Consider the following 21,688-nt stretch of genomic DNA (forward strand, 5'->3'; position numbering starts at 1 on the left):
GCCGCACCCACTTCGACGTGCAAGCATTCACGCCATGAGTGTTCTGGTCTGCTTCCACGCGCATCCCGACGACGAAGTGTTCGGCACGGGCGGCGTCATGCGGCTCGCGGCCGACGCCGGCCACCGCGTCGTACTCGTGACGGCCACCGACGGTGCCGTCGGCGAATATCCCGACGGCATCCTCGCCGACGGAGAGACGTTGGCCGCGCGCCGACACATCGAATTGGACCGTTCGGCTGCCGTCCTGGGGGTCGCGCGCGTCGTTCGCCTGCACTATGCCGATTCCGGAATGGCCGGCACACCGGAGAACGGCAACCCGGAGGCGTTCTGCAATGTCGACGTCGACACCGCGGCTGGGCGATTGGCCGACGTGTTGCGCGAGGAGCAGGCCGACGTCGTCACCATCTACGACCCGAACGGTGGATACGGCCACCCCGACCACATTCAGGTGCACGTCGTCGGCAAGCGCGCCGCCGAGATCGCCGAGACGCCGTACGTGTACGAGACGACCACCAACCGTGACCACATGCGCAGGTTGATGGAAGCCAATCCCCACTGGAGCGAAGAGGCGTCACCACCGGACATGGAGTCGTTCGGACTGCCGGAAACCGAAATCACCACTGTCGTGGACGTGTCGAGCGTCATCGCGGCCAAGCGGGCCGCGATGGAAGCGCACGAAACGCAGGTCGGCGATTTCGGGCCGTTTCTCGCAATGCCGATCGAGCAACTGACCACTGCGTTCGGTCTCGAATGGTTCCGCAAATTGCGGGGCACCGGCGGGGTCGGACTGACAGAGACATCGCTGCCGCTCTGACACCACCGGGTCGCCGGTCGTGAGGTCCGTCGTATTGGGGTCGGAGGCGGCCCGTCGAACACCCTCGACCTGACGTTCGGATTGTTTTGGACCTCTAATCAAACCTCGAGACGGTACAGTGTCCACGTCGCCGTACAGGAGAGGCCGGTTGGAGATGCGTTCGTCGGTAGGTGTGTCCCTGGGAACGTGCGGCATCCGCACGTCTCGCACGACCGAAGACGGCACGTGGACAGACGCCGCTCCCTTCGACGACTGGCAGCTCTCCCCCTCCCCCGAGGACGTCGCGCGGGTCGTTCGCGGAATCGTCGACCGCCCGGACGCGCCGCAATCACTGGGCATTGCATACCGGACCGCCGACGAGCGTGATCGCATCACGAAGGCTCTGGCCGAGGAATACGTCTCGGACGTACATCTGATCGACGAGACCGACGCTGCCCTCGAGTACCTGCGTCCCGGCCTGGCCAGCCAGCACCGCACCATCGCCCTGTTCGACGCAGGCGAGACCGGTGTCGACATAGACATCGTCGACGTCGAATCCGGCCGCTCCTACGGCTCGACTCGTACAACAGCAATCAGCGGAGCCTCGTTCGACGCGGTGGTTCGGGAACACATACTGGGCCTCGGCATCGTGCGGGAGCCGCACACACACGACGAGGACACTGCTCTGACGGCATTCTGCCGTGGCATCAAAGAGGCACTGTCCACGCACGAGACCACCAGCACGCCCGACGGCGAACACATTCTTCTCGAGCGCCACATCTTCGAGCTGTCGATCGCCCGGGCCACCGAACAGGCGGCCACCACGGTCCGCCAACTGGGGCTCGAAGCCGAGTTCTATCCCGACGCCGTCATCGCCATCGGCGGTACGAGCAATGTCCCTCTGGTCCGCACGACACTCGAACGGTTTCTGCAGCTGCCGATCATCGTCCCCGAGCAACCAGAACTCGTCGTTGCAGGTGGCGCGGCCGTGCACGCTGCGCGCGTCGACGTCGACCGCATTGCACCGGTCGTCTCGCACCGACCGGCGCTGGCGCGGCTCGGATTGATCGCGCTACCGATCGTGGGCGTCATCGCCGCCGTCGGACTGTTCTCGGGCCTGAGTTCCGAGAGCGAAGACCAACCGCTGAGCACCCCTGCCAGCGTGGACGAGGGCATCCGGCAGACCACGACACCCTCGGCTGCACGGACCACCACCGCCACACCGTCACCGACCCCGGACATCCCGGCCCCGCCACCGACGTCAGCTGCACCACCTCCAGCCGCCGACAGCGCGCCGTACGTGCAGTATCAACCGCACTACAACCCGCCGCCACCGCCGCCCGCTCCGACGGTGCCGCTACCGCAGATCCCCGGTGTCCAGATGCCTGTCATACCGCTGCCGGTACTGCCGCGCCTGCCGTTCTGACCGGCCGCGTCCGCACCCTCCCGGCAGATACGGAAAGATCGTCGCTCATGGCCACCACAGCACAATGGATCGAAGGGGCGCGACCCCGAACGCTCCCCAACGCTATCGCCCCCGTCCTCGTCGGCACCGGTGCAGCCGTGTCCCTGGACGCAGGCGTGTGGTGGAAGGCCCTACTGGCACTGATCGTCTCGTTGGCGCTGATCGTGGGCGTCAACTTCGCCAACGACTACTCCGACGGAATCCGCGGCACGGACGACGACCGAGTCGGCCCACTCCGACTCGTCGGCTCCAGGGCCGCCTCGGCAGGAGCCGTCAAACGGGCAGCCATCGGCTGCTTCGCGGTCGGTGCCGTCGCAGGTCTTGTCCTGGCCGCCACGAGCGCTTGGTGGTTGGTGATCGTCGGCCTGATCTGCATAGCCGGTGCCTGGTACTACACAGGCGGCTCGAAGCCCTACGGCTACAGCGGATTCGGCGAGATTGCCGTATTCGTGTTCTTCGGACTCGTCGCCGTGCTCGGCACCCAATACGTGCAGGCCGAGCAGATCGACTGGGCGGGCGTGCTCGCCGCGGTAGCCGTCGGATCTTTCTCCAGTGCCGTACTCGTCGCGAACAACCTTCGGGACATTCCTACCGATACCGAATCCGCAAAGCGAACGCTCGCAGTGCGATTGGGCGATACCCGCACGCGCTATCTGCACCTGGCACTGTTGGTCGTCCCGTTCGCCATGACCGTCGCGCTGACCGCCCGAACCCCGTGGGCCCTGGTTGCCCTGCTCGCGCTACCCCTCGCTGCGCGCGCCAATTCGCCGGTTCGCGGCGGTGCTCACGGCTTCGAATTGATACCGGCGCTGCGTGATTCGGGACTGGCAATGCTCGTCTGGGGTGCCGCTACCGGTGTGGCGCTGGCGTTCGCCTAACGCTTCTCGGGCACGAATGCGCCGAGCAGAAAGTTCACGATCGAGATGATGATCGCGCCCCAGAACGCGGCAGCGAAACCGACGATCTCGAGGCCGTAACCGGTCTGCGACGACAGCCACCCCGTCAACATCAGCATCAACGCGTTGATGACGAGAGTGAACAGCCCGAGGGTGAGAATCAGCAGCGGCAGTGACAACAGCTTCACCATCGGCCTGATGAACGCGTTGACGATCGTCAACACGGCCGCAATACCGAGCAGGACCACGATGTCCCACCCGTCACCGCGGCCCGAGCTGGTCACGGTGATGCCGTCGACGAATTCCTTCGCAACCCAGATGGCGACGGCATTGATCACGAGCCGAATCAGAAAGTTCATGGCGCCCATCGTAGAGTTCGGGCCCGCTCGGAGCTATGTCGTGCGAACCAGCAGGACGGCGTCGCGCAGATCGTCCAGGCTGCCGCGAACACTCACGAGCTCGGTGAACGATGGATCGGCACCTGCGATCACACCGAGAAGCATGTGCTCGACGCCGATCTCCCTGTCCCTCAATCGGACAGCCTCCTTCAAGGCCAGCTTCAGCGCTTCCTTGGCCGACGGCGCGAACGGCAGGTGAGAATCGTTCGAATGGTCGACATCGCCGAACCCCACCGCAGTCTCGACGGTGTCGATCACGTCGTGAAGGTCGATGCCGATGGACCGTAGGGCCCGGGCGTCCCTCGACAGCACGTCCTCGAGCGCGTTGTCGAGGGTGAACCCCGCCTCGGCCAGCGCAGACCCGAGCGGTTCGTCGGCCTTGTCGAGCGCACCGAGGAACAGATGGATGGGTTCGATCCGCTCCGAGTGCAACGCCCGGGCGTGCAGCCGGGCACTGATGACGACCGCCCTGGCCTGAGTGGTGAATCGCTCGAACATGATTGTCTACCTTCCCTTTCCGCCGTGCTTCTTGTGGACCGCCTGTCTGCTGACACCCAGCGAATCCGCTATCGCCTGCCACGCCCATCCCTGATTCCGCGCATTGCGAACCTGGACGGCTTCCAGACGTTCGAGTAGACGGCGAAGTGCGGCTACGGCACGCAACCCCTCCCCCGGATCGGAACTGGCGGCCGCGGCGGCCAATGCAGTGGCTTCTGTCATGCATGTCAATGTAGGTTGACGGAAAGGGGGTTGTCAACCTTTATTGACACACAAGTCAGTGGTCCACAGCGATATCGACAGAGACCCGCCCACGGTCGTCACGGGTCGCCGTCGCGAGGCCGGAGTACCGGACGCCGCCGACGTCGACATCGACACGACCGCCGCCGTCCACGAAATTTCGCCACCAGTTCTTCTTGTCCGGCATCGCCACCCTGACCTTCAGGTGCTCACCCTTCCGGCTGATCGCAACCGGCAATGCGATCCTCTTGCCGGACTTCCGGCCGGTGTAGGTCAAAATGCCCATCGAGCGTCCGAGCACCCTGTCGAGCACCGGTGCTTTCATCACGACCATGAAGACCTTGTTGAACCCTGCCGCCGACTTCTGAAATGTGTTCATCGTGTCCGCCTGACGAATCGCCCCGCACGTGTTGGCGAGCGTAGCCGTGACACAGGCCGACGGGAACGTCACCGAGACGGCAGACCGGACTCCATCGACTCGGCGAGCGTGGTCAGGGCCTCGAGAACACGGTTTCGACGTGCACCCAACGCATCGAACAATCGTCCGTGCGCTTCGAGCTCTCGGGGAAATACATCATCCACGATGCGCCTCCCCTGATCGGTCAGGGTGATCGACGCAGACCGTCGGTCTTCGGCGCTGGGCACGCGCTGCAGAAAGCCGCGACGTTCGAGCTTTCCGAGCGTCTTGCTCACACCTGCGCGGGTCATGCCGAGCAGCTCCGCCAACCGCGCTGCCGTCACCGGTTCGATCGCGTAACGCAGGGGCACCATCAATTCCACCTCGGCGACGGATACATCGGCCGCGGCGTATATCGGTTCGACGGCCACGTCGAGCAGCGCGACGATGCGCTTGATCTCGGCCACCACCTGCATCGGCGAGGTGTCCAGCTCCGGGTTGAACTCGGCCCACCGTGCACAGGTCAGCTCACGAAGCGAGGCATCGGTCATCGGCACCACCAATATTGTTAACTAGTTGACAGTTCTGCTACGTTCACAACATATCGCACCACCGAGGAGGCATCTTGACGTACGACACCGTGGTAATCGGTGGCGGCCCAGCCGGACTCAGTGCCGCGACACTTCTGGCTCGCGCCCGCCGAAAGGTGATCGTTGTCGATGCCGAAGAACCACGCAACGCGACTGCCGACCATGTTCACAACTTCCTCTCGCGCGATGGTTCCACACCCGAGGAGTTGCATCGGGCTGGATGCGAGGAAGTCCTCCGATACGGCGGAGAAATTCTGCGCGGCAAAGTAATTGGACTCGACGAGGGATTCGAGGTCCGCCTCGAGGGCGGCGAGTCCCGGCACTCGCGGTCGGTCTTGGTGGCCACCGGGCTTCGAGACGAACTGCCCGATATCCCCGGCGTTCACGAACAGTGGGGCTCGGGAGTGCTGCATTGTCCGTACTGCCACGGCTACGAAGTTCGGGATCAGCCGATAGCCGTGGTCGGCGGATCCAACCGACCGTTCACGATCCACCAGGCGTCGCTGATTCGCCAATGGTCGGACGACGTCGTCTTCTTCACCAACGGCATCGAACTGAGTGAAAACGAACGCCTTCGGCTCGACGCGCGGTCCGTCGGAATCGTCGACGTACCGGTTGCTCGAATCGTTGTGCAGGACGGTCGCGTCATAGGCATCGAGCTGACGAACGGGACCGTCGTTCCTCGAACAGTCGTGTTCGTCGGGCCGATGTTCGTTCCGAACGACGCGCTCCTGCGATCGATCGGATGCACTCGCCTCGACAACGGCTGGGTGGCCACCGACCCGACCGGGCTCACCAGCGTCGACGGCCTGTGGGCTGCGGGGAACGTCTCGGATTCCCCCGCCCAGCTCATCAATTCGGCAGCAGCAGGATCGAAGGCTGCAATCGCCATCAATCACTACCTACTCGAACTCGATGTGACCCGAGCCGTCAGCGCGGTCTGACGCCTCCTGCCAGCGCCGAAGAATGTGTCGGTGCCCTGTTCTACACTTGCCGCAGTGGATCGAATACGTGTTCGATCTTGAGTCGCTGGGGGGTGACATGGGGCTACGGAAAGCGGCGTGGGAGACGGGGGACCATTCTCCGCTCGCCGACGTTCTGGGCGCGCGACGGACGATCAACGCTGCCGTCGCTTCGGAACTTGCTCTGCTGGACGAGTATGTCCGCAGCCGAACGGCCGGCGCGTCACCGTGGGACACCGGGGTCACCGAGAAAGATCTGTTCAACTCGGCAGTCTGTGAACTGGCGGCGGCTCTGTCGTCCACGTTTGCCGCCATCAACAACAAGGTGCAGATGTGGCGTCAACTGCGCCCTCTCGTGCGTCAGGGCTTCATCGACGGTGCCCTCGATCTGGAGCGAGTCAGAACGATCCACGATCATCTACTTCATGCCCGTCCGGAGACGGCCGTTGCCCTGGAGACCGAGATTCTCAAGGCCGCCCGGGAGATGGCACCGGGAGCTCTGGGCCGCGAAATCGATCGACTGCTCATCGAGGCCGACGCCGACTGGGACCGTGCGGTACGCAAGCGTGCCGCACGCACCGAGAAGCGAATCCGCCTTCGTCGCCGGGCACGAGGACTGTCGAGCCTGACCACACTGATGACCGACGGCGAAGCCGACGAACAACTTGCGCGGATCGACGCCGAGGTCATACGCCTGCACCCGGAGGATCCGCGGTCGGACGACCAACGACGGGCCGACGCTCAGACCGCCTTGATGCGCGGGGAGACACTGCTGTGCGAGTGCGCGACATGCCTGACGCCGCGCGACAGCGACAGGGCCCCCGAGCACGATGATCCGGACACAGCGGACAACGAACCATCGGACACCGACTGCGCCGCAACCGACGGAACACGCAGCGGCAGTTCCACTTCCGCTGCACCGGGGGACGAGCCGCCGACGAGCCAATCACCGAACACGATCCCACCGGACGCACCGCCACCCAGGCTTCCCACGCCCGGCTCTGTGAATACCAGAGCTACCCGATCGCGGCCGGGTGGGGGAACGCTGATCGAACGGTGGCGTGCCACCGTCGGGGACGACCCCATCGGGATCCACGCCTTGTACCCCGACGGCCATGGGGGCATGAAACTCCCGCCGCCAGGCGCGCTGAGCTATACGCCCAGTCGAGCTCTCGCGGCGAAGGTTCGAGCCGAGAACCCGTACTGCCTGCATCCTGGCTGCAACGTGCCCTCGGAACGATGCGACCTCGACCACATCGTCGAATTCGACCGACACCGCCCCGAGAAGGGCGGCTGGACCATCCTCACGAACATCGGTCCGCGCTGTCGGCTCCACCACAACCTCAAAACGCGCAAACTTTGGCGCACCGAACTGCTTCCGGATGGAGTGCTACATATCGTCGATCCACTCGGACGTCACTACTTCACCCCACCCGCCCTGTGAAAAACAATCACCTAGGGTTGGTTCGGTGAGCACCGCGAATCTGACCCGAACCGAAACTCGCAGGCGATCGCGCCACATAGACGGGGTGAAGTATCTCGTCGATCTGAACCTCCTGCGCGCCGAGGACACGGACGTCGACACCTTCGAGTCGGTGACGACCATCGAATTCGATGCGACGACGGCGGCGACATGGGTCGATTTCATCGGTGCGTCCGTGGACGAGGTCACCGTCAACGGCACCGATGCGCAGGTCGATTACGACGGAGCTCGCATTCAACTGGTCGGACTCGCCGACCACAACGTCGTTCGGATACGTGCACGCGGCCGGTACAGCAGGTCGGGTGAAGGACTCCACCGCTTCGTCGACCCCGTCGACGACAACGTCTACCTGTACACCCAGTACGAACCTGCCGATGCTCGACGGGTGTTCGCGAATTTCGAGCAACCCGATCTGAAGGCCTCGTTCACGCTGAGGGTCACAGCACCCCCGGCATGGACGGTCCTGTCCAACCGCGCGGGAGTCACCGACGGCACAGTCACCACGTTCGCCCCGACGCTGCCCATATCGACGTACATCACCGCGGTTGCGGCCGGGCCGTACCACGGCGTCGAATCGTCCTGGACTCGAGGCGATCTGACTGTCCCGCTCGGCGCGTACTGCCGCGCATCCCTCGCCGAGTATTTCGACGCCGAGGACATCTTCGACATCACCGAGCGTGGCCTCGACTTCTTCCACGACAAGTTCGACTATCCGTACCCGTTCGGTAAGTACGACCAGATTTTCGTCCCCGAATACAACCTCGGTGCGATGGAGAACCCCGGGCTCGTCACGTTCACCGAATCGTACGTATTCCGTTCGGCGGCAACCGAAGCCCAGTACGAGGCTCGGGCGAACACGATTCTGCACGAGATGGCGCACATGTGGTTCGGCGACCTCGTCACGATGCAATGGTGGGACGATCTGTGGCTCAAGGAGTCGTTCGCCGACTACATGGGTGCGTACGCGTCGGCCGAAGCCACCCGATTCACCGATGCCTGGGTCAGTTTCGCGAACCGCCGAAAGGCGTGGGCCTATTTGCAGGATCAGCTTCCCACCACTCACCCGATCGTCGCCGACATCACCGATCTCGAGGCAGCCAAGCTCAACTTCGACGGCATCACCTACGCGAAGGGCGCGAGCGTGCTCAAGCAGTTGGGGGCGTTCGTCGGTGCCGACGCCTTTTTCGCAGCGTCCCGCAACTACTTTCGTACGCATGCCTTCGGTAATACGACCCTGACGGATCTCTTGAGCGAGATGTCCACCGCCAGCGGGCGAGACCTCGAGACCTGGGCGGGCGCGTGGCTGCAGACCACCGGCGTGTCCACACTGACTTATACCGGCGACGCCGTCGAGCAGTCGGATCCGCGTCCGCACCGCATCGCGGTCGGGCTCTACGATCCGAACGAGGCCGGAAATCTCACGAGGACCCACCGCTACGAACTCGACATCACCGACTCGCGAACGCCCGTCGACTTCCCCGATTCTGCACTGGTTCTGCTCAACGACGACGATCTGACCTACGCCAAGATCCGATTCGACGAGCGCTCCACCGCCACCGTGCGGACCTCACTCGATCGCATCGTCGATCCCCTTGCACGAGGGCTGGTGTGGTCGGCACTGTGGAACTCCACCCGGGACGCCGAGCTCTCTGCGATCGAATACCTGGACATCGCAACCAGATTCGCGCCAACCGAACCCAAGATCGGGTTGCTCTCCGCAGTCACGGCCAACGTCGCGTACACACTCGCGCACTACCTCCCCGAAGACCGACGGGACGAGCCCACCCGGCATTGGCTCGAAGCGTCGTGGCGGCAGCTGCAGTCGAGCGAACCCGGAAGCGACGCGCAGTTGGTGTGGGCGCGGGCGGTCGCATCGGCTGCGCAACTCGACGACTTCCTGGCCGACGATCTACGCTCCCTGCTCGATGGCACCGCGACCATTGCCGGGCTAAGGCTGGACCCCGATCAGCGCTGGGCATTCTGGCTGGCACTCGCCGCCACCGGACACGCAACTATCGCAGAGCTGGATACCGAACTCGGTTCGGACGACACACTTTCGGGGCGCACTGCCCACACCGCGGCGGCGACGGCGATCCCTGACGCCACAGTCAAAGCGAGCGCGTGGACTTCCATCACCGAGCGCGACGACGTGTCCAACGATGTTCTCGACGCCTACATCACCGGGTTCGGGGCGGGTCACCGACCGGACCTCACTCAACCGTACGAGGACCGGTATTTCGAGTCCATCTCCTCGTTGTGGACCTCACGCAGCATCGAGATCGCACGGAGGATAGTTGTTCGCCTCTTTCCTCAGCAATCGTCGACCGACAGTGCAGACGTGTGGCTCGCCGAGCACGAGTGGGCACCGGCTGCGTTGCGGCGCTTGGTAATCGAGCAGAGAGATCACCTGAACCGGAGTTTGCGCGTGCAAGCTCGGCTAGGGTGACGATCATGTCCGACCATGATGCTCGACGTTCGTTCGCCACATCCGCTCTCGCCGCAGGCGGCTTGCTCGGCGGCTTCGCCGTTGCTCGCCGGTCGCACAATCGCCAACTCGGCGGAGCAGTGCTCGCTGCAGTCGGCGTTGTCTGCACCACGCAATGGCAGAAGTCGTCGGGCTCGGCTCGTGCCGGCGCACTGCTCGGGACGTACCTCGTGGCGTTCGGTGCGTCGCATCCGCTCGCGAAGAAGATCGGTGCGTGGCCGGCCGTCGGGACGGTCGCCGCTGTCACTGCGGTGACGTCGATGGTCGTGACCTGGTAGATCTGCTCAGAACACCCCGGTACGGATGAACTGCTCGAGCGCGGCGGTCGGTTCGTCGAGATCCATCCCCTGGCCCGCGACCCAGGTGTCGTCGAAATAGGTTTGCGAGTAACGGTCTCCGCCGTCGCACAACAACGTCACCACACTGCCGGTGCGTCCCGCGGCAATCATCTCGGAGATCAATCCGAAGGCACCCCAGATGTTGGTGCCGGTGGATCCTCCCACTCGTTTACCGATCGCAGCCGAAGTGAATCTCGCGGCCGCCACCGACGCAGCGTCGGGCACCGCGATCATTCGATCGATCACCTGGCCGACGAAGGACGGTTCCACCCGCGGTCGCCCGATGCCTTCGATACGTGAGGACTTACCGGTCTCGAAACTCGCGTCACCGGTTTCGTAGCCTCCGATGAAGGCCGAATTCTCTGGGTCCACGACAGCCAAACGCGTTGCGTGTCTGCGGTATCGGATGTAGCGACCGATGGTGGCGCTCGTTCCGCCCGTTCCCGCGCCTACGACCACCCAATCGGGGATGGGACATTTCTCGAGCCGAAGCTGATCGTAGATGGACTCGGCGATGTTGTTGTTCCCTCGCCAATCGGTGGCCCGTTCGGCGTGGGTGAACTGGTCCATGTAGTGGCAGTCGGGTTCGGCTGCGAGCCGGTGCGCCTCGGTGTACATCTCGCCGGGGTGGTCGACGAAGTGGCATCGCCCACCGTGCGATTCGATGAGGGCGATCTTGGCGGGACTTGTACTTCTGGGCATGACTGCGACGAACTTCAATCCCAGCAGGCCGGCGAAATATGCCTCACTGACCGCCGTGGAGCCGGAAGACGCCTCGACGACCGTGGTTCGCGCGGTGACCCAGCCGTTGCAGATCGCGTACAGAAATAGCGATCGCGCCAGCCGGTGTTTGAGGCTGCCGGTGATGTGAGTGGATTCGTCCTTGAGGTACAGCGAGATTCCCCATGCGGCAGGCAGTGGATAGCTCAGCAGGTGTGTGTCGGCACTGCGCTGAGAATCGGCTTCGATCAACCGGACTGCGTTGTCGACCCACTCACGCGATCCGGAGCGGTCCACCGATGTGGTCACTTGCGGCCGTCTTCACCGCGCAGCTTGGACTGCAGGTCCGCGCGAGCGGTGCGTCGGTGTTCGTCGACCGCAGCGATGGATTCGTTGACGCGGATGCGCATCTGCTTGAACAAAAGCAGGGACAACGGCAGCGAGATGAGGACGCCGAAGATCGCCGCGACGAGGATCGGAACCTCGATGCCGAAGAGTAAACCGACACCGATGATGATCGCGGCAATGACGATGACGAGCGCCAGACGCGCGAACGTGTACACGGCGAGATTGATGGCAAGGGACTTCTTCGCAGAACGGCCGGGCGTGGGGTTTCCGCTGGTCGGGTCGCTTCGGTCGGCATTCGTCGCATCACTCACGAGCTCAAGGTTACCGGGCCGTGCAGGGCTTCCCACCCACCCCTGGCGTGACCGATTTGTCCATTACCTCCCCTTTACCAACCTTGTATCAGTCGAGTACCTAGGGGTCCGAGTGCAACCATGGGGCTCACAACACCGCAGACCGATATCTCCGGTTCGACGCAAATGCACAGAACCGCACCGTAGGAGGACACGACAGATGAGCGCACCCACGTTCCACAAAGCTCAGGACTCACTTCTCACACCGGGTCAGGTAGCAGCGCTTTTTCACGTCGACCCCAAGACCGTGACTCGCTGGGCGCACGCCGGACGTCTTGGATCGCTCCGCACTCCCGGCGGACACCGTCGCTTCCGCGAAACCGAGGTCATGCAGCTGCTGACTTCTCTGACGACCGAAGCCGGCGTACAGCACTGAGACAGGCCATTCGGCGCAGTTTCGGCAACGACCTCCGCACCCGTACGAACTCATCGAACATTCTCAGGAATCTTCGACGCTCGACGGGTGCGGAGGTCGTTGCATGACGGCTACCCTCGTAGTAGGAGGTGCGTCGTGATCTATCTATTGGCGTTGATCGGTTTGGTGGCAGTGATTGTGCTGCTGTGGAAGGCATTCGGACCCAGCACGCAACCTGAACCCCCGCGGACTGTCGGGCCCGATGACGATCCGGAATTTCTCTGGAAAATCAACCGGGACGCTCGTCGCGGAGGCAAGGACGGGACCGACGCCGGCACTGAAGTCGGCGAATAAAGTTTCCGATCAGCTGCGGCGAGAAGTAGTGGGCGAGGCCGGAAAGCCTGCTGCCACCGCCGCAGCTACTTCGAGGAGTGCCTTTCGCGTGTGTCCACGAAGCCTGCCCAGTTCGATCTCAGCCCCATCCTCCAGATGCGGGTCGAACGGAATCGTCCGAACCTGAGCGCATCGCTGCTCGAAATGTTCGACCACCTTCTGCAAGTCGACTTTTCCCGCCCTCGGTCTTACCGCGTTGACCACAGCCACCGACGTGGCCACCAGGTTTCGATAGCCATGGGCATCGAGCCAATCCAATGTCGCCGACGCGCTCCGCGCCCCGTCCACCGACCCTGAGCTGACGACGACCAGAGTGTCCGCGCCCTCGAGAATGCTTTCCATCGCCGAATGCATCAATCCGGTGCCGCAGTCGGTGATGACGATGCTGTAGAACTTCTCGAGCAGTGTCACCGTTCGGTCGTAGTCGTCACCGCTGAATGCCTCGGACGCCGCCGGGTCCGAATCGGAGGCCAGCACCTCCAGCCGATGGACGTTCTGTGAGGTGTAGGCCCGAACGTCGCTGTAGCGCTCCAAGGAATCCATGTCTCGCAACAGATTTCGGACCGTCGCCGTCGTTTCCGACGGTACTTTCTGCCCCAGCGTTCCGCGGTCGGGGTTCGCGTCGATCGCAATCACGCGGTCACCGCGGATGTCTGCGAACGTCGAGCCCAACGTGGCCGTTGTCGTCGTCTTTCCGACCCCACCCTTCAACGAGAGCACCGCGACGCGGTAGCACCCCACCAATTGTCGATCGACCTGTGCGGTCAATTCGAGGCGTCGCTGTTGCGCCGGACTGTTCCCCACATCGATCCGACCACCGGACGCCAGATACAGCGCACGACGCCACCCGGCCAGCGGAGCGACAGTTGCAGACCTGATGAGCAACGAATCGCCGAGGTCGGCCGCCGACATCGGCTGCGACGGCGGTCGATGATTCGGCTGAACGACAGCAGCCACGGCAGGAACATGGCCGGGCAACATCGGTTGCGGCCACGAACCGGGTTGCGGAGCCCACTGCCCATACCCCTGACCCTGCCCATTTCCCTGCCCCTGCCCATGCGTCGGCCAGCCGTTCTGGGCCTGCCACTGATTCTGGGCTGCCCACTCGTTGTTCGGCTGCCAATATTGCTGGGGCACAACAGCATTCTGGGGAAACACCATCCCGTTCTGCGGCTGGACAGGGTGCTGACCCTGTTGCCCAGGCGGCTGCGGCTCGCGCATGGGCCGAGTCGGCGGACCAAGGGGCATGGCCATGTCGGACGAAACAGGTGACACAACCGGTGGACCCGATGCTTCGGGCATCGTCGGCATCTCGTCGGTCGGTGGCGTCACCTCGACGGGTGGAGTCGACATTGCCGCGACAACAGGAGTCGGGCTCGGAGCATCCGCGGGCGGCATGGAGATGGGGGTGGATCGGAACGGTTCACGCTCCCCCGAAACCCGAGACTCCCCCACAACCCGAGAAGACCCCGCAGGCTCAGCAGACCCCGCAACCCCCGAAACTTCCCCAACCCCGGCAGACCCGACAACCGGGGTCTCGGTCACCACCGGCTCCGGCGTGTTCGGGGTTTCGTCGTCGTCCATCGGTCGGACGGGTTGCCAATTGTTTCCGTGCCGATCGGCCATGACCGATTTCCCCCCAGTGTGCGTCCCGCGTCGAGTGCCGGCTCGGATGTCTCCCCCATCGAGCCGGATCGGACGCTACCAGCTGCACGTCGGCAGCGGAGCGTGTGGAACGCGCAGAGGTCAGTTCAGTCCTGCGTAGCTGTGCAGACCGGAGACGACCATGTTGATGATGAAGAGGTTGAACAGCATGGCAGTGAATCCACCGACGTTGATCCACGCGGCGCGGGTGTTTCGCCAGCCGGAGGTGGCGCGGGCGTGCAAGTAAGCGGCGTAGATGATCCACGTGATGAAGGACATCGTTTCTTTGGGGTCCCAGCCCCAGAAACGTCCCCATGCGGCCTCGGCCCAGATCGCGCCGAGGATGACGCCGGCTCCGAACAGCGGGAAGGCGACGATGGTCGTCTTGTAGGCGAGTCGGTCGAGGGCTTGGGCGTCAGGGAGCTTGGAGGCGAAGCGGCCCCAGAATCCCACGCTTTCCTCACCGAGGGGTTGTTTGATGCGCAGCAGGAACAGCAGGCTCGCGACTCCGGAGACCAGCAGGATGCCGCTGCCGACGCTGACGATGGTGACGTGGATGGGCAGCCAGTAGGAGCGCAGCGCCGGGACGACGGGTGCGGCGTCTGCGTAGAGCTTGGTGGCGGCGAAGAACATCAGCACGATGATGGGTGCGAGGACGAACACCAGCATCGGGCGCATCGTCTTCTTGCGCAGCACCACCACGGAGGTCAGTGCTGCGGCAGCGGTTGCCATGGTGACGAACTCGTACATGTTGCCCAGCGGGAATCGGTGGGTGGCGAATCCGCGGAGCACGACCGAGGCGATGTGTAGGACGAGGGCCGGTGCGAGCAGCGCGAAGCCCATGCCTGCGAGGCGCTCGGACAGCGGGCGCTTGGGTGCCTCGATGACGCGTCCCGGGCCGGAGGACGCAGCCTGCGACGACGCGGTTACGGGGGCTCCGGCACCGACGAGTTCCTTGGCCTGAGCGGCCGTCGCCTTGGCGGAGGCGTACTGAGCGATGAGCAGGACGAATGCGAGCACGTAAATGGTGAAGGCTGATTCGAACGACCAGTCGCTGTACTGCGAGAGTGTCTCGTTGATCGGCATCGGTCAGTTCTCCTGTTTCGAGGTGTCGCCGAGCAGGCGGGTGCACAGGCGGTCGAACTCTTCGCCCCACCCCGCCTGATCGGTGCGTGCAAGTCCGCCGAGTTCTACTACAGTACGTCGTGAGTCGCCGTCGGCGGTGAGTCGGACCCAGATTCTGCGACGTTTGATCACCAGTGAGACGAGCAGTCCGCCCATCATCGTCAGCGCGAACACCAGGACCCAGGTCTGAGCCGGGTCGTGCGAGACCTGCAGGTTGACGAATTCCTTCGCCCCGTCGAATCTGACGACGGTGCCGTCGCTGAGTGTGGCCGATTCCCCGGGCATGAGGTTGACGCGGTCCTGCTTGACGAGCCTGCCCTGGGCGATCATTTCCTGATCGAGCGAGAAGATGGACTGCGGGAGTCCGGTGTCGAGTCCGGTGTCGCCTTTGTAGATGTCGATGGCGACGGCCGGGTCGTTCATCGCCGGGAAGCTCGACGACAGCAGACTGCCGTGGAACGACGCCGTCGGGGCGAACAGTCCTTCGATGGCGATCTGGTTCTTACGCCGGTCCAGCGCGTCGGGGTAGAGGCCACCGGGTGGGTCGACTCGCAGTACCCCGCTGGAGAGGAATGTGGTGGCGTCCGTCGGCTGCCATTGGATGGTGTCGGTGCGGGTCTCGCCGTTCGGGAACGTCACCGTGAACGTGGGCGCGTAGCCGTGGCCCTGCAGGTAGACGCGGTCGCCTGCGACCCGCAGCGGGTGGTTGACCTGCAGTCGGTCGTCCTGCCAGTCGTTGTTCGCCAGGTCTTCGCCGGCCTGGTATTGGATGTTCGAGGTGAACATTTCCGCCTGGCCGTTGTCGAGGTAGTCCGCCTGAAAGTCCTTGACGCGCAAGCACAACGGCTCGAGGTCGGTGCCGTCGACGAGGTTGCCCGCCCGGAACGAGTCGTAGTTGGCGGGCGTGGAAGTGCAGAATCCGGGGCCGTCGTCGGCGATGACGATGCGGTTTCCCTCGTAGCCGAGCAGTTTGCCCATGGCGATCGCGGCCAGCAGGCCGACGAGCGAGAGGTGGAACACGAGGTTGCCGAGTTCGCGAACGTAGCCCTTCTCCGCCGAGAGCGTCACTGCCCCGCTGCCCTCGGAACGTTGCGCGACGCGCCACCCACGCAACTGAGTACGAACCTGGGCTGCGATCTCCTCGGGTGCGCCGTCGACGTCGTACCGGGTGTGGTGCGGCAGGCGCGAGAGGTTCCGCGGCGCACGAACGGGCTTGGTACGCAACTGTTTTGCGTGCTCAATGCACCGCGGCAGGATGCAACCGATCAGGGAGACGAACAGTAGTGCGTAGATCGCGGTGAACCAGAAGCTGCCGAACACGTCGAACAGTTCGAGCTTGTCCATGATGGGGCCGAGTGTCGGACGGTCGGCGATGTATTGGTCGACCTTGCCCGCGTTGAGGCTGCGTTGCGGTACCAGGGCACCGGGCACGGCGGCGAAGGCCAGCAGGAACAGCAGCACCAGTGCGGTCCGCATACTGGTGAGCCCGCGCCAGGTGTTGCGCACCACGGCCACGGCCTTACCGAGTACGGACTGCTTGTGCGGCGGCGACGCTTCTGTCCGCTCCTCGGTCTCGGCGGTCATATCGGCAACACCACATCGGAGACGAAGGCGTCGCGCACCCAGCCGACGAATTGATCCCAGGCACCGGTGACCAGTGCAATTCCTACCGCTATCAACATGATTCCGCCGAACACCTGTATCTGTCGTGCGTGTGTACGTAGCCAGCCGACGCCTCGCAGTGCGCTGACCGATCCGAACGCGAGGATCACGAACGGCAATCCCAGACCGAGGCAGTACGCCACGATGAGGGTGACTCCGCGGGCAGCCGTGGCACCGTCGGTGCCTGCCGCGAGCGAGATGACGCCGGCGAGGGTGGGTCCGAGGCACGGGGTCCAGCCGAGTGCGAACACTCCCCCGAGCAAGGGCGCTCCGGCGAGGGAGCCGATCTGCTTCGGCTCGAACCGCACATCGCGCTGCAGCGCGGGAATCAGTCCGACGAACACCAGGCCCATGGCGATGGTGACGACGCCGCCGATTCGCATGAGCAGTTCGCGGTTGATCGCCAGCACCGAAATTGCGCCGAACACCGACGCGGTGGCGAGAACGAACACCACGGTGAATCCGAGGACGAACAGCCCCGCGGCTCCCGCGACGCGCAGCCGACCGCTGCGCACCTTCGTCTTGACGGCCGCTTCGTCGGCGCTGACCGCCGGTGCGTCGGCTCCGACGACCCCGGCGAGGTACGACAGATATCCCGGAACCAGCGGTACGACGCACGGTGATGCGAAGGAGACGAGCCCGGCCAGGACGCAGGCTCCGAGGGCCAGGATCAGCGGCCCGGAGGCCGCAGCTTCCTGGAAACTCGCGCCGACGCCGGCTAGGTACATCTCGCTCACGGCTGCACAGGCTCCTCGGCTGCCACGCGCTCGACGACGGGCTGCAGGTCCTCGACGAGCAGTTCACGCAGGAACACTGCGGCCACGCGGTGCTGTCGATCGAGCACGATGGTCGTCGGAATGACAGAGGTCGGAACGCCACCGAGCGCGGTCAGGGTGCGCATCGGCGGGTCGTAGATCGAGGAGTACGTGACGTTGTTGCTGACGACGAAATCCTGTGCTGCGGTCTGTGATTCGTCGCGCACGTTGATGCCGAGGAATTCGACGCCGGAGGCCTTGGTGGCCTCGTAGACCTTCTCGAGGTCGTCCGCTTCTCCGCGGCACGGTCCGCACCACTGACCCCAGACGTTGAGGACGACGACGTCACCCTCGTAGTCCGACAGCGAGGTCGTCTTGCCCTCGGTCATCAGGTCGGGCCCGGAGAGTTCGCCGAGTGCGCCGCGGTCGGACGGCGGATCGTAGAAGATTTCGGTCTTTCCGCCGGGCGAGACGAACTGGAAGGTTCCGCCCTGAGCAACCGCGTCGGTGCCGGTCGAACAGCCGGCGACGAGGGCCACAGCGGCAATCGCAAGCAGTAACCTACGCACCGGTGATCCTCGGGTCGGATGCTCCTGCTGGCTCGGAGTAGACGAGATCGACGAGCTGATCGCCCTCGTAGACCAGTGACGTCAGCGACGCGAGTCCACACTGGCGATTGCGCGGGTCGTGCCAGAGCCGGTCGCCCTGGAGGAACCGGCGCAGCGTCCAGACCGGGAGTTGGTGGCTCACGCAGACGGCCTCGTGCCCGACGGCTGCGACTCTGGCCGCGTTGACGGCGGCGAGCATGCGGTGCGCGATCTGCAGATACGGCTCGCCCCAGGACGGGGTGAACGGGTCGCGCAGCTTCCACCAGTGCCGAGGCCTACGCAAGGCTCCATCGCCGACGGCAACGCGCAGCCCCTCGAACTCGTTGCCCGCCTCGATAAGGTTCTCGTCCTCGGACACCGTCAGGCCGTGGGCTGCCGCGATCGGGGCAGCAGTCTCCTGGGCGCGTTGCAACGGCGACGCGACGACGTGCGTGATGTCGTGACCGGCGAGCGCATCTGCGACGGCCTTGGCCTGGGACTGGCCGGTGACCGACAGCTTGAAGCCGGGCAACCGCCCGTAGAGGATGCCCTTGGGGTTGTGCACCTCGCCGTGCCGGAGGACGTGCACGATGGTGCGCGTCGTCGAGTGCGGATGTGTTGCGGGGGCCTCGGTCACGTCGGGGTCCTGTTTCTCGCTAGTCGGGTGGTGATCACTTCTGAGTGGACGTCACAGTGGTGCTACAGCGGCTGCCGCAGCCTTCGCGGCGGCCGGGGCCGCGTCGGCGATGATCTCGAAAGCTCGGTCGTCGAGCGCAGCCGAGACGAACCATGCCTCGAATGCGCTCGGCGGCGGGTACACCCCGCGAGAGAGGAACGCGTGGAAGAACGCCGGGTAGCGCCACGTCTGGGCAGCCTTGGCCTGCGCGTAGTCGGTGACGGGTCCATCGGCGAAGAACACACTCACCATAGTGCCCGCGAACTGCACGTGGTGGTGGACGCCTTCGGCGGTGAGAGCATCGCCGAGCAGTGTTCCGAGTCGCTGTGAGTTGGTCTGCAGCTTCTCGTAGACGGCGGCGTCGGCCAGTTGCAGGCTCGTCAGGCCGGCAGCGACGGCGACGGGGTTTCCGCTGAGGGTGCCCGCCTGATACACCGGCCCGGCCGGTGCGAGGTAGGCCATGACGTCCGCGCGGCCACCGAATGCTGCGGCCGGCAGCCCGCCGGACATGACCTTGCCGAAGGTGTAGAGGTCGCCGGCGACACCGTCGATGCCGTACCAGCCCGCGGCGCTGACACGGAATCCGGTCATCACCTCGTCCATGATCAGCAATGCGCCGCGCTCGGTCGCAAGTCGGCGTAGTCCCTCGTTGAAGCCGGTGACCGGCGGGATCGCGCCCATGTTGCCCGCGGCCGCTTCGGTGATGATGCACGCGATCTCGCCGGGATTGGCGTCGAACGCGGCGGTGACGGCGTCGAGGTCGTTGTAGGGAACGACGATGGTGTCCGATGCCTGAGCGCCGGTCACTCCGGGTGACGTCGGCAGTCCGAAGGTGGCCAGTCCCGAGCCCGCGTCGGCCAGCAGGGCGTCGACGTGGCCGTGGTAGCAGCCGGAGAATTTGAGGATCTTGGTGCGGCCGGTGAAGCCGCGCGCCAGACGCACCGCGCTCATCGTGGCCTCTGTGCCCGAATTCACAAGGCGAACCTGGTCGACGGGGCCGACGCGGCGCACGATTTCCTCGGCGAGTTCGATTTCGCGCTCGGTGGGTGCGCCGAACGACAGTCCGGTTGCGGCCGCCTTCTGGACTGCCTCGACGATGGCCGGATGCGCGTGTCCGTGGATCATCGGACCCCAGGACGAGATGAGGTCGACGTAGGACTTCCCGTCCGCGTCGGTCATCGTGTATCCGCTGGCCTGCGTGATGAAGCGTGGAGTGCCGCCGACCGATGCGAACGCACGCACCGGAGAGTTGACGCCACCTGGAATCACTGTGCTCGCGCGGGCGAAGAGTTGGGCCGATACGGGGGCGTCGTTGCCGTCAGGAACAGTCACGACTTCCAGTGTCCCAGGTTCTGCGAAATCACCAACTACAGGGCGTAATAATCACCGAAACGGGGAGTCGGCCTGGTTTCGGCGATTGAAGACCCCCGCCCCGGGTATTTACTTTCGATGACAAACACCGATGGCGTCACCAAGGTCGCCGAATTGATGTCCGAAGCCGGACTGTGCATGTTCACCACCGTGGGCCGGGACGGCCACCTCATCTCGCGTCCGATGGCATTGCAGGAAGCGGAGTTCGACGGGGACCTGTGGTTTTTCGCAGCGCAGGACTCCAGAAAGGTACGCGACATCGCCGCCGACCCGACGGTCAACGTCTCGTTCCAATCCGGTCAGGGCTGGGTGTCACTGTCCGGTACTGCTGCGGTCGTCGAGAACAAGGCCAAGGCGGAGGAGCTATGGAATTCTCGGGCGGCCGCGTGGTTCGAGAAGAACCCCGATTCGCGTGAGGTCGCTCTGATCCACGTGGCCGCCGAAGGTGCCGAGTACTGGTCCACCCCGGGCTCGAAGGTGTCGACCCTGCTGGCCTACGCCAAAGCGAAGGTCACCCACGAGCGTCCGAACCTGGGCGAGAACGACGTGGTCGAACTCGAACTGCCCAATACCTCGACGAGCTAGTTGCGCTCGTGCCGGGCCGCCGTCGGGGGCAGGTCCGGATTACCGGTCACGCCATGCTGTCCTGCCTCGGACCGGTCGGCACTCGCGTTCCGATCGACAGTCGCATTCCGATCGGCACTCGCGTTCCGATCGACATTCGCGTTGTGCTGCGCACCGAAGTCCCGATCCGCGCCCGCGTCGCGGCCGACGTTGTGGTCACCGGTCACCTTGCGGTCGCCCTTCACATCCGGATCGATGTGGTTCGCGCGCTCGAACTGTGAGTTCACTTCGTCGCGTGATGCCGCCGCGACTCCCTGGTGAGACTGGGCCTGCTGAGCAAGTTTCTCTGCCTCGGCAGCTTTGACGTCCGCCTCCGCCTGGGCGCGGCGTGCCTTGGCCTCGCTCTCGCGGGCCTGCAGTTCACGCTCCTCGACGACGGTCGCTTGATCGGCCGCCTTCTCGCGAAGGTGGTTCGCTTCCAGCCTCTTTCGCTCTTTGCCCTTGCGTGCCACAACCAGGGCGACGGCAACGACCAACACTACGACTACTACTGCAACGATGATCCACACTGCGGTGCTCATGATGGAACTCCC

25 protein-coding genes are annotated in these 21,688 nt (G+C 64.5%); 10 read left to right on the forward strand and 15 right to left on the reverse strand.

What is annotated here, in order from left to right; translation table 11 throughout:
• Positions 1–34 precede the first annotated feature (34 nt).
• The 3 genes from AB0O58_RS01720 (at position 35) to AB0O58_RS01730 (ending at position 3,136) form a co-directional block, all read left to right on the forward strand.
• The gene (locus tag AB0O58_RS01720; RefSeq protein WP_027498315.1) at positions 35–814 is read left to right on the forward strand and encodes a PIG-L family deacetylase; all 780 of its coding nucleotides are present in this window, start codon (positions 35–37) and stop codon (positions 812–814) included.
• Positions 815–968: 154 nt separating this feature from the next.
• A complete protein-coding gene (locus tag AB0O58_RS01725) occupies positions 969–2,219 on the forward strand; it encodes an Hsp70 family protein (RefSeq protein ID WP_032381264.1) in 1,251 nt (416 codons plus the stop codon).
• 47 nt (positions 2,220–2,266) lie between these two features.
• Entirely contained in the window at positions 2,267–3,136 is an 870-nt protein-coding gene (locus tag AB0O58_RS01730; protein WP_222082833.1) for a 1,4-dihydroxy-2-naphthoate polyprenyltransferase, read from the forward strand.
• On the opposite strand, the gene AB0O58_RS01735 is transcribed toward AB0O58_RS01730, so the two are convergent.
• The 5 genes from AB0O58_RS01735 to AB0O58_RS01755 all read right to left on the reverse strand — a co-directional run bounded on the left by AB0O58_RS01735 (position 3,133) and on the right by AB0O58_RS01755 (position 5,238).
• The gene (locus AB0O58_RS01735) at positions 3,133–3,513 is read right to left on the reverse strand and encodes a phage holin family protein (protein ID WP_032365232.1); all 381 of its coding nucleotides are present in this window, start codon (positions 3,511–3,513) and stop codon (positions 3,133–3,135) included. The genes AB0O58_RS01730 and AB0O58_RS01735 overlap by 4 nt on opposite strands.
• A gap of 33 nt (positions 3,514–3,546) precedes the next feature.
• Positions 3,547–4,050 (reverse strand): Clp protease N-terminal domain-containing protein, encoded by a 504-nt coding sequence (locus AB0O58_RS01740; protein ID WP_052054573.1) that lies wholly within the window; start codon positions 4,048–4,050, stop codon positions 3,547–3,549.
• A 6-nt stretch (positions 4,051–4,056) separates the two neighbouring features.
• The gene (locus AB0O58_RS01745; protein ID WP_032365231.1) at positions 4,057–4,272 is read right to left on the reverse strand and encodes a hypothetical protein; all 216 of its coding nucleotides are present in this window, start codon (positions 4,270–4,272) and stop codon (positions 4,057–4,059) included.
• Positions 4,273–4,327: 55 nt separating this feature from the next.
• Positions 4,328–4,669: a nitroreductase/quinone reductase family protein gene (locus AB0O58_RS01750; protein ID WP_366237770.1), complete on the reverse strand. Its 342-nt coding sequence runs from the start codon at positions 4,667–4,669 to the stop codon at positions 4,328–4,330.
• 68 nt (positions 4,670–4,737) lie between these two features.
• Positions 4,738–5,238: a MarR family transcriptional regulator gene (locus AB0O58_RS01755; protein ID WP_052054599.1), complete on the reverse strand. Its 501-nt coding sequence runs from the start codon at positions 5,236–5,238 to the stop codon at positions 4,738–4,740.
• A gap of 74 nt (positions 5,239–5,312) precedes the next feature.
• On the opposite strand from AB0O58_RS01755, the gene AB0O58_RS01760 reads away from it, so the two are divergent.
• The 4 genes from AB0O58_RS01760 to AB0O58_RS01775 all read left to right on the forward strand — a co-directional run bounded on the left by AB0O58_RS01760 (position 5,313) and on the right by AB0O58_RS01775 (position 10,485).
• Positions 5,313–6,221, forward strand: coding sequence for an NAD(P)/FAD-dependent oxidoreductase (locus AB0O58_RS01760; RefSeq protein WP_366237771.1), 909 nt, complete (start codon positions 5,313–5,315; stop codon positions 6,219–6,221).
• Between the two features lie 67 nt (positions 6,222–6,288).
• On the forward strand, positions 6,289–7,683 hold the full coding sequence (locus AB0O58_RS01765) for a hypothetical protein (protein ID WP_366237772.1): 1,395 nt from the start codon (positions 6,289–6,291) through the stop codon (positions 7,681–7,683).
• A gap of 25 nt (positions 7,684–7,708) precedes the next feature.
• Positions 7,709–10,168, forward strand: coding sequence for an aminopeptidase N (gene pepN / locus AB0O58_RS01770; protein WP_366237773.1), 2,460 nt, complete (start codon positions 7,709–7,711; stop codon positions 10,166–10,168).
• Between the two features lie 5 nt (positions 10,169–10,173).
• Positions 10,174–10,485, forward strand: coding sequence for a hypothetical protein (locus tag AB0O58_RS01775; RefSeq protein ID WP_027498322.1), 312 nt, complete (start codon positions 10,174–10,176; stop codon positions 10,483–10,485).
• 6 nt (positions 10,486–10,491) lie between these two features.
• On the opposite strand, the gene AB0O58_RS01780 is transcribed toward AB0O58_RS01775, so the two are convergent.
• Both AB0O58_RS01780 and AB0O58_RS01785 read right to left on the reverse strand, forming a co-directional pair.
• A complete protein-coding gene (locus AB0O58_RS01780; protein WP_027498323.1) occupies positions 10,492–11,574 on the reverse strand; it encodes a PLP-dependent cysteine synthase family protein in 1,083 nt (360 codons plus the stop codon).
• Entirely contained in the window at positions 11,571–11,840 is a 270-nt protein-coding gene (locus AB0O58_RS01785; protein ID WP_057472924.1) for a DUF4229 domain-containing protein, read from the reverse strand. The genes AB0O58_RS01780 and AB0O58_RS01785 overlap by 4 nt, the downstream gene beginning before the upstream one ends.
• Positions 11,841–12,123: 283 nt before the next feature.
• On the opposite strand from AB0O58_RS01785, the gene AB0O58_RS01790 reads away from it, so the two are divergent.
• A complete protein-coding gene (locus tag AB0O58_RS01790; protein ID WP_027498325.1) occupies positions 12,124–12,339 on the forward strand; it encodes a BldC family transcriptional regulator in 216 nt (71 codons plus the stop codon).
• A gap of 135 nt (positions 12,340–12,474) precedes the next feature.
• On the forward strand, positions 12,475–12,672 hold the full coding sequence (locus tag AB0O58_RS01795; protein ID WP_027498326.1) for a membrane protein: 198 nt from the start codon (positions 12,475–12,477) through the stop codon (positions 12,670–12,672).
• Between the two features lie 9 nt (positions 12,673–12,681).
• Here AB0O58_RS01795 and AB0O58_RS01800 read toward each other — a convergent pair whose 3' ends face one another.
• The 7 genes from AB0O58_RS01800 to hemL form a co-directional block, all read right to left on the reverse strand.
• Positions 12,682–13,965, reverse strand: a complete 1,284-nt coding sequence (locus tag AB0O58_RS01800; RefSeq protein WP_366237794.1) for an AAA family ATPase — start codon at positions 13,963–13,965, stop codon at positions 12,682–12,684.
• Positions 13,966–14,457: 492 nt separating this feature from the next.
• Entirely contained in the window at positions 14,458–15,441 is a 984-nt protein-coding gene (ccsB, locus tag AB0O58_RS01805) for a c-type cytochrome biogenesis protein CcsB (protein ID WP_027498328.1), read from the reverse strand.
• Between the two features lie 3 nt (positions 15,442–15,444).
• On the reverse strand, positions 15,445–17,064 hold the full coding sequence (locus tag AB0O58_RS01810; protein WP_032407367.1) for a cytochrome c biogenesis protein ResB: 1,620 nt from the start codon (positions 17,062–17,064) through the stop codon (positions 15,445–15,447).
• Positions 17,061–17,870: a cytochrome c biogenesis CcdA family protein gene (locus AB0O58_RS01815; protein ID WP_032365436.1), complete on the reverse strand. Its 810-nt coding sequence runs from the start codon at positions 17,868–17,870 to the stop codon at positions 17,061–17,063. The genes AB0O58_RS01810 and AB0O58_RS01815 overlap by 4 nt, the downstream gene beginning before the upstream one ends.
• A 5-nt stretch (positions 17,871–17,875) precedes the next feature.
• A complete protein-coding gene (locus tag AB0O58_RS01820) occupies positions 17,876–18,466 on the reverse strand; it encodes a TlpA disulfide reductase family protein (protein ID WP_032365225.1) in 591 nt (196 codons plus the stop codon).
• Complete coding sequence (locus AB0O58_RS01825) at positions 18,459–19,121, reverse strand: histidine phosphatase family protein (protein WP_027498332.1); 663 nt, start codon at positions 19,119–19,121, stop codon at positions 18,459–18,461. Before AB0O58_RS01825 ends, AB0O58_RS01820 begins: the two co-directional genes overlap by 8 nt.
• A gap of 51 nt (positions 19,122–19,172) precedes the next feature.
• A complete protein-coding gene (gene hemL, locus AB0O58_RS01830; RefSeq protein WP_032365224.1) occupies positions 19,173–20,492 on the reverse strand; it encodes a glutamate-1-semialdehyde 2,1-aminomutase in 1,320 nt (439 codons plus the stop codon).
• 117 nt (positions 20,493–20,609) lie between these two features.
• Between hemL and AB0O58_RS01835 the strand changes: the two genes are divergently transcribed.
• Entirely contained in the window at positions 20,610–21,116 is a 507-nt protein-coding gene (locus AB0O58_RS01835) for a pyridoxamine 5'-phosphate oxidase family protein (RefSeq protein WP_032365223.1), read from the forward strand.
• Here the strand turns inward: AB0O58_RS01835 and AB0O58_RS01840 are convergent.
• Complete coding sequence (locus AB0O58_RS01840) at positions 21,113–21,676, reverse strand: hypothetical protein (RefSeq protein WP_366237774.1); 564 nt, start codon at positions 21,674–21,676, stop codon at positions 21,113–21,115. The genes AB0O58_RS01835 and AB0O58_RS01840 overlap by 4 nt on opposite strands.
• Positions 21,677–21,688: the final 12 nt, after the last annotated feature.

Source organism: Rhodococcus sp. NPDC080181, from assembly GCF_040702225.1.
GTDB classification, from domain to species: Bacteria; Actinomycetota; Actinomycetes; order Mycobacteriales; family Mycobacteriaceae; genus Rhodococcoides; species Rhodococcoides fascians.

Coding starts and splice junctions, on each gene's coding strand:
- AB0O58_RS01720 (WP_027498315.1), top strand. CDS start 35: ATGAGTGTTCTGGTCTGCTTCCACGCGCATCCCGACGACGAAGTGTTC.
- AB0O58_RS01725 (WP_032381264.1), top strand. CDS start 969: ATGCGTTCGTCGGTAGGTGTGTCCCTGGGAACGTGCGGCATCCGCACG.
- AB0O58_RS01730 (WP_222082833.1), top strand. CDS start 2,267: ATGGCCACCACAGCACAATGGATCGAAGGGGCGCGACCCCGAACGCTC.
- AB0O58_RS01735 (WP_032365232.1), bottom strand. CDS start 3,513: ATGAACTTTCTGATTCGGCTCGTGATCAATGCCGTCGCCATCTGGGTT.
- AB0O58_RS01740 (WP_052054573.1), bottom strand. CDS start 4,050: ATGTTCGAGCGATTCACCACTCAGGCCAGGGCGGTCGTCATCAGTGCC.
- AB0O58_RS01745 (WP_032365231.1), bottom strand. CDS start 4,272: ATGACAGAAGCCACTGCATTGGCCGCCGCGGCCGCCAGTTCCGATCCG.
- AB0O58_RS01750 (WP_366237770.1), bottom strand. CDS start 4,669: ATGAACACATTTCAGAAGTCGGCGGCAGGGTTCAACAAGGTCTTCATG.
- AB0O58_RS01755 (WP_052054599.1), bottom strand. CDS start 5,238: ATGACCGATGCCTCGCTTCGTGAGCTGACCTGTGCACGGTGGGCCGAG.
- AB0O58_RS01775 (WP_027498322.1), top strand. CDS start 10,174: ATGTCCGACCATGATGCTCGACGTTCGTTCGCCACATCCGCTCTCGCC.
- AB0O58_RS01790 (WP_027498325.1), top strand. CDS start 12,124: ATGAGCGCACCCACGTTCCACAAAGCTCAGGACTCACTTCTCACACCG.
- AB0O58_RS01800 (WP_366237794.1), bottom strand. CDS start 13,965: ATGGCCATGCCCCTTGGTCCGCCGACTCGGCCCATGCGCGAGCCGCAG.
- ccsB (WP_027498328.1), bottom strand. CDS start 15,441: ATGCCGATCAACGAGACACTCTCGCAGTACAGCGACTGGTCGTTCGAA.
- AB0O58_RS01810 (WP_032407367.1), bottom strand. CDS start 17,064: ATGACCGCCGAGACCGAGGAGCGGACAGAAGCGTCGCCGCCGCACAAG.
- AB0O58_RS01815 (WP_032365436.1), bottom strand. CDS start 17,870: ATGTACCTAGCCGGCGTCGGCGCGAGTTTCCAGGAAGCTGCGGCCTCC.
- AB0O58_RS01835 (WP_032365223.1), top strand. CDS start 20,610: ATGACAAACACCGATGGCGTCACCAAGGTCGCCGAATTGATGTCCGAA.
- AB0O58_RS01840 (WP_366237774.1), bottom strand. CDS start 21,676: ATGAGCACCGCAGTGTGGATCATCGTTGCAGTAGTAGTCGTAGTGTTG.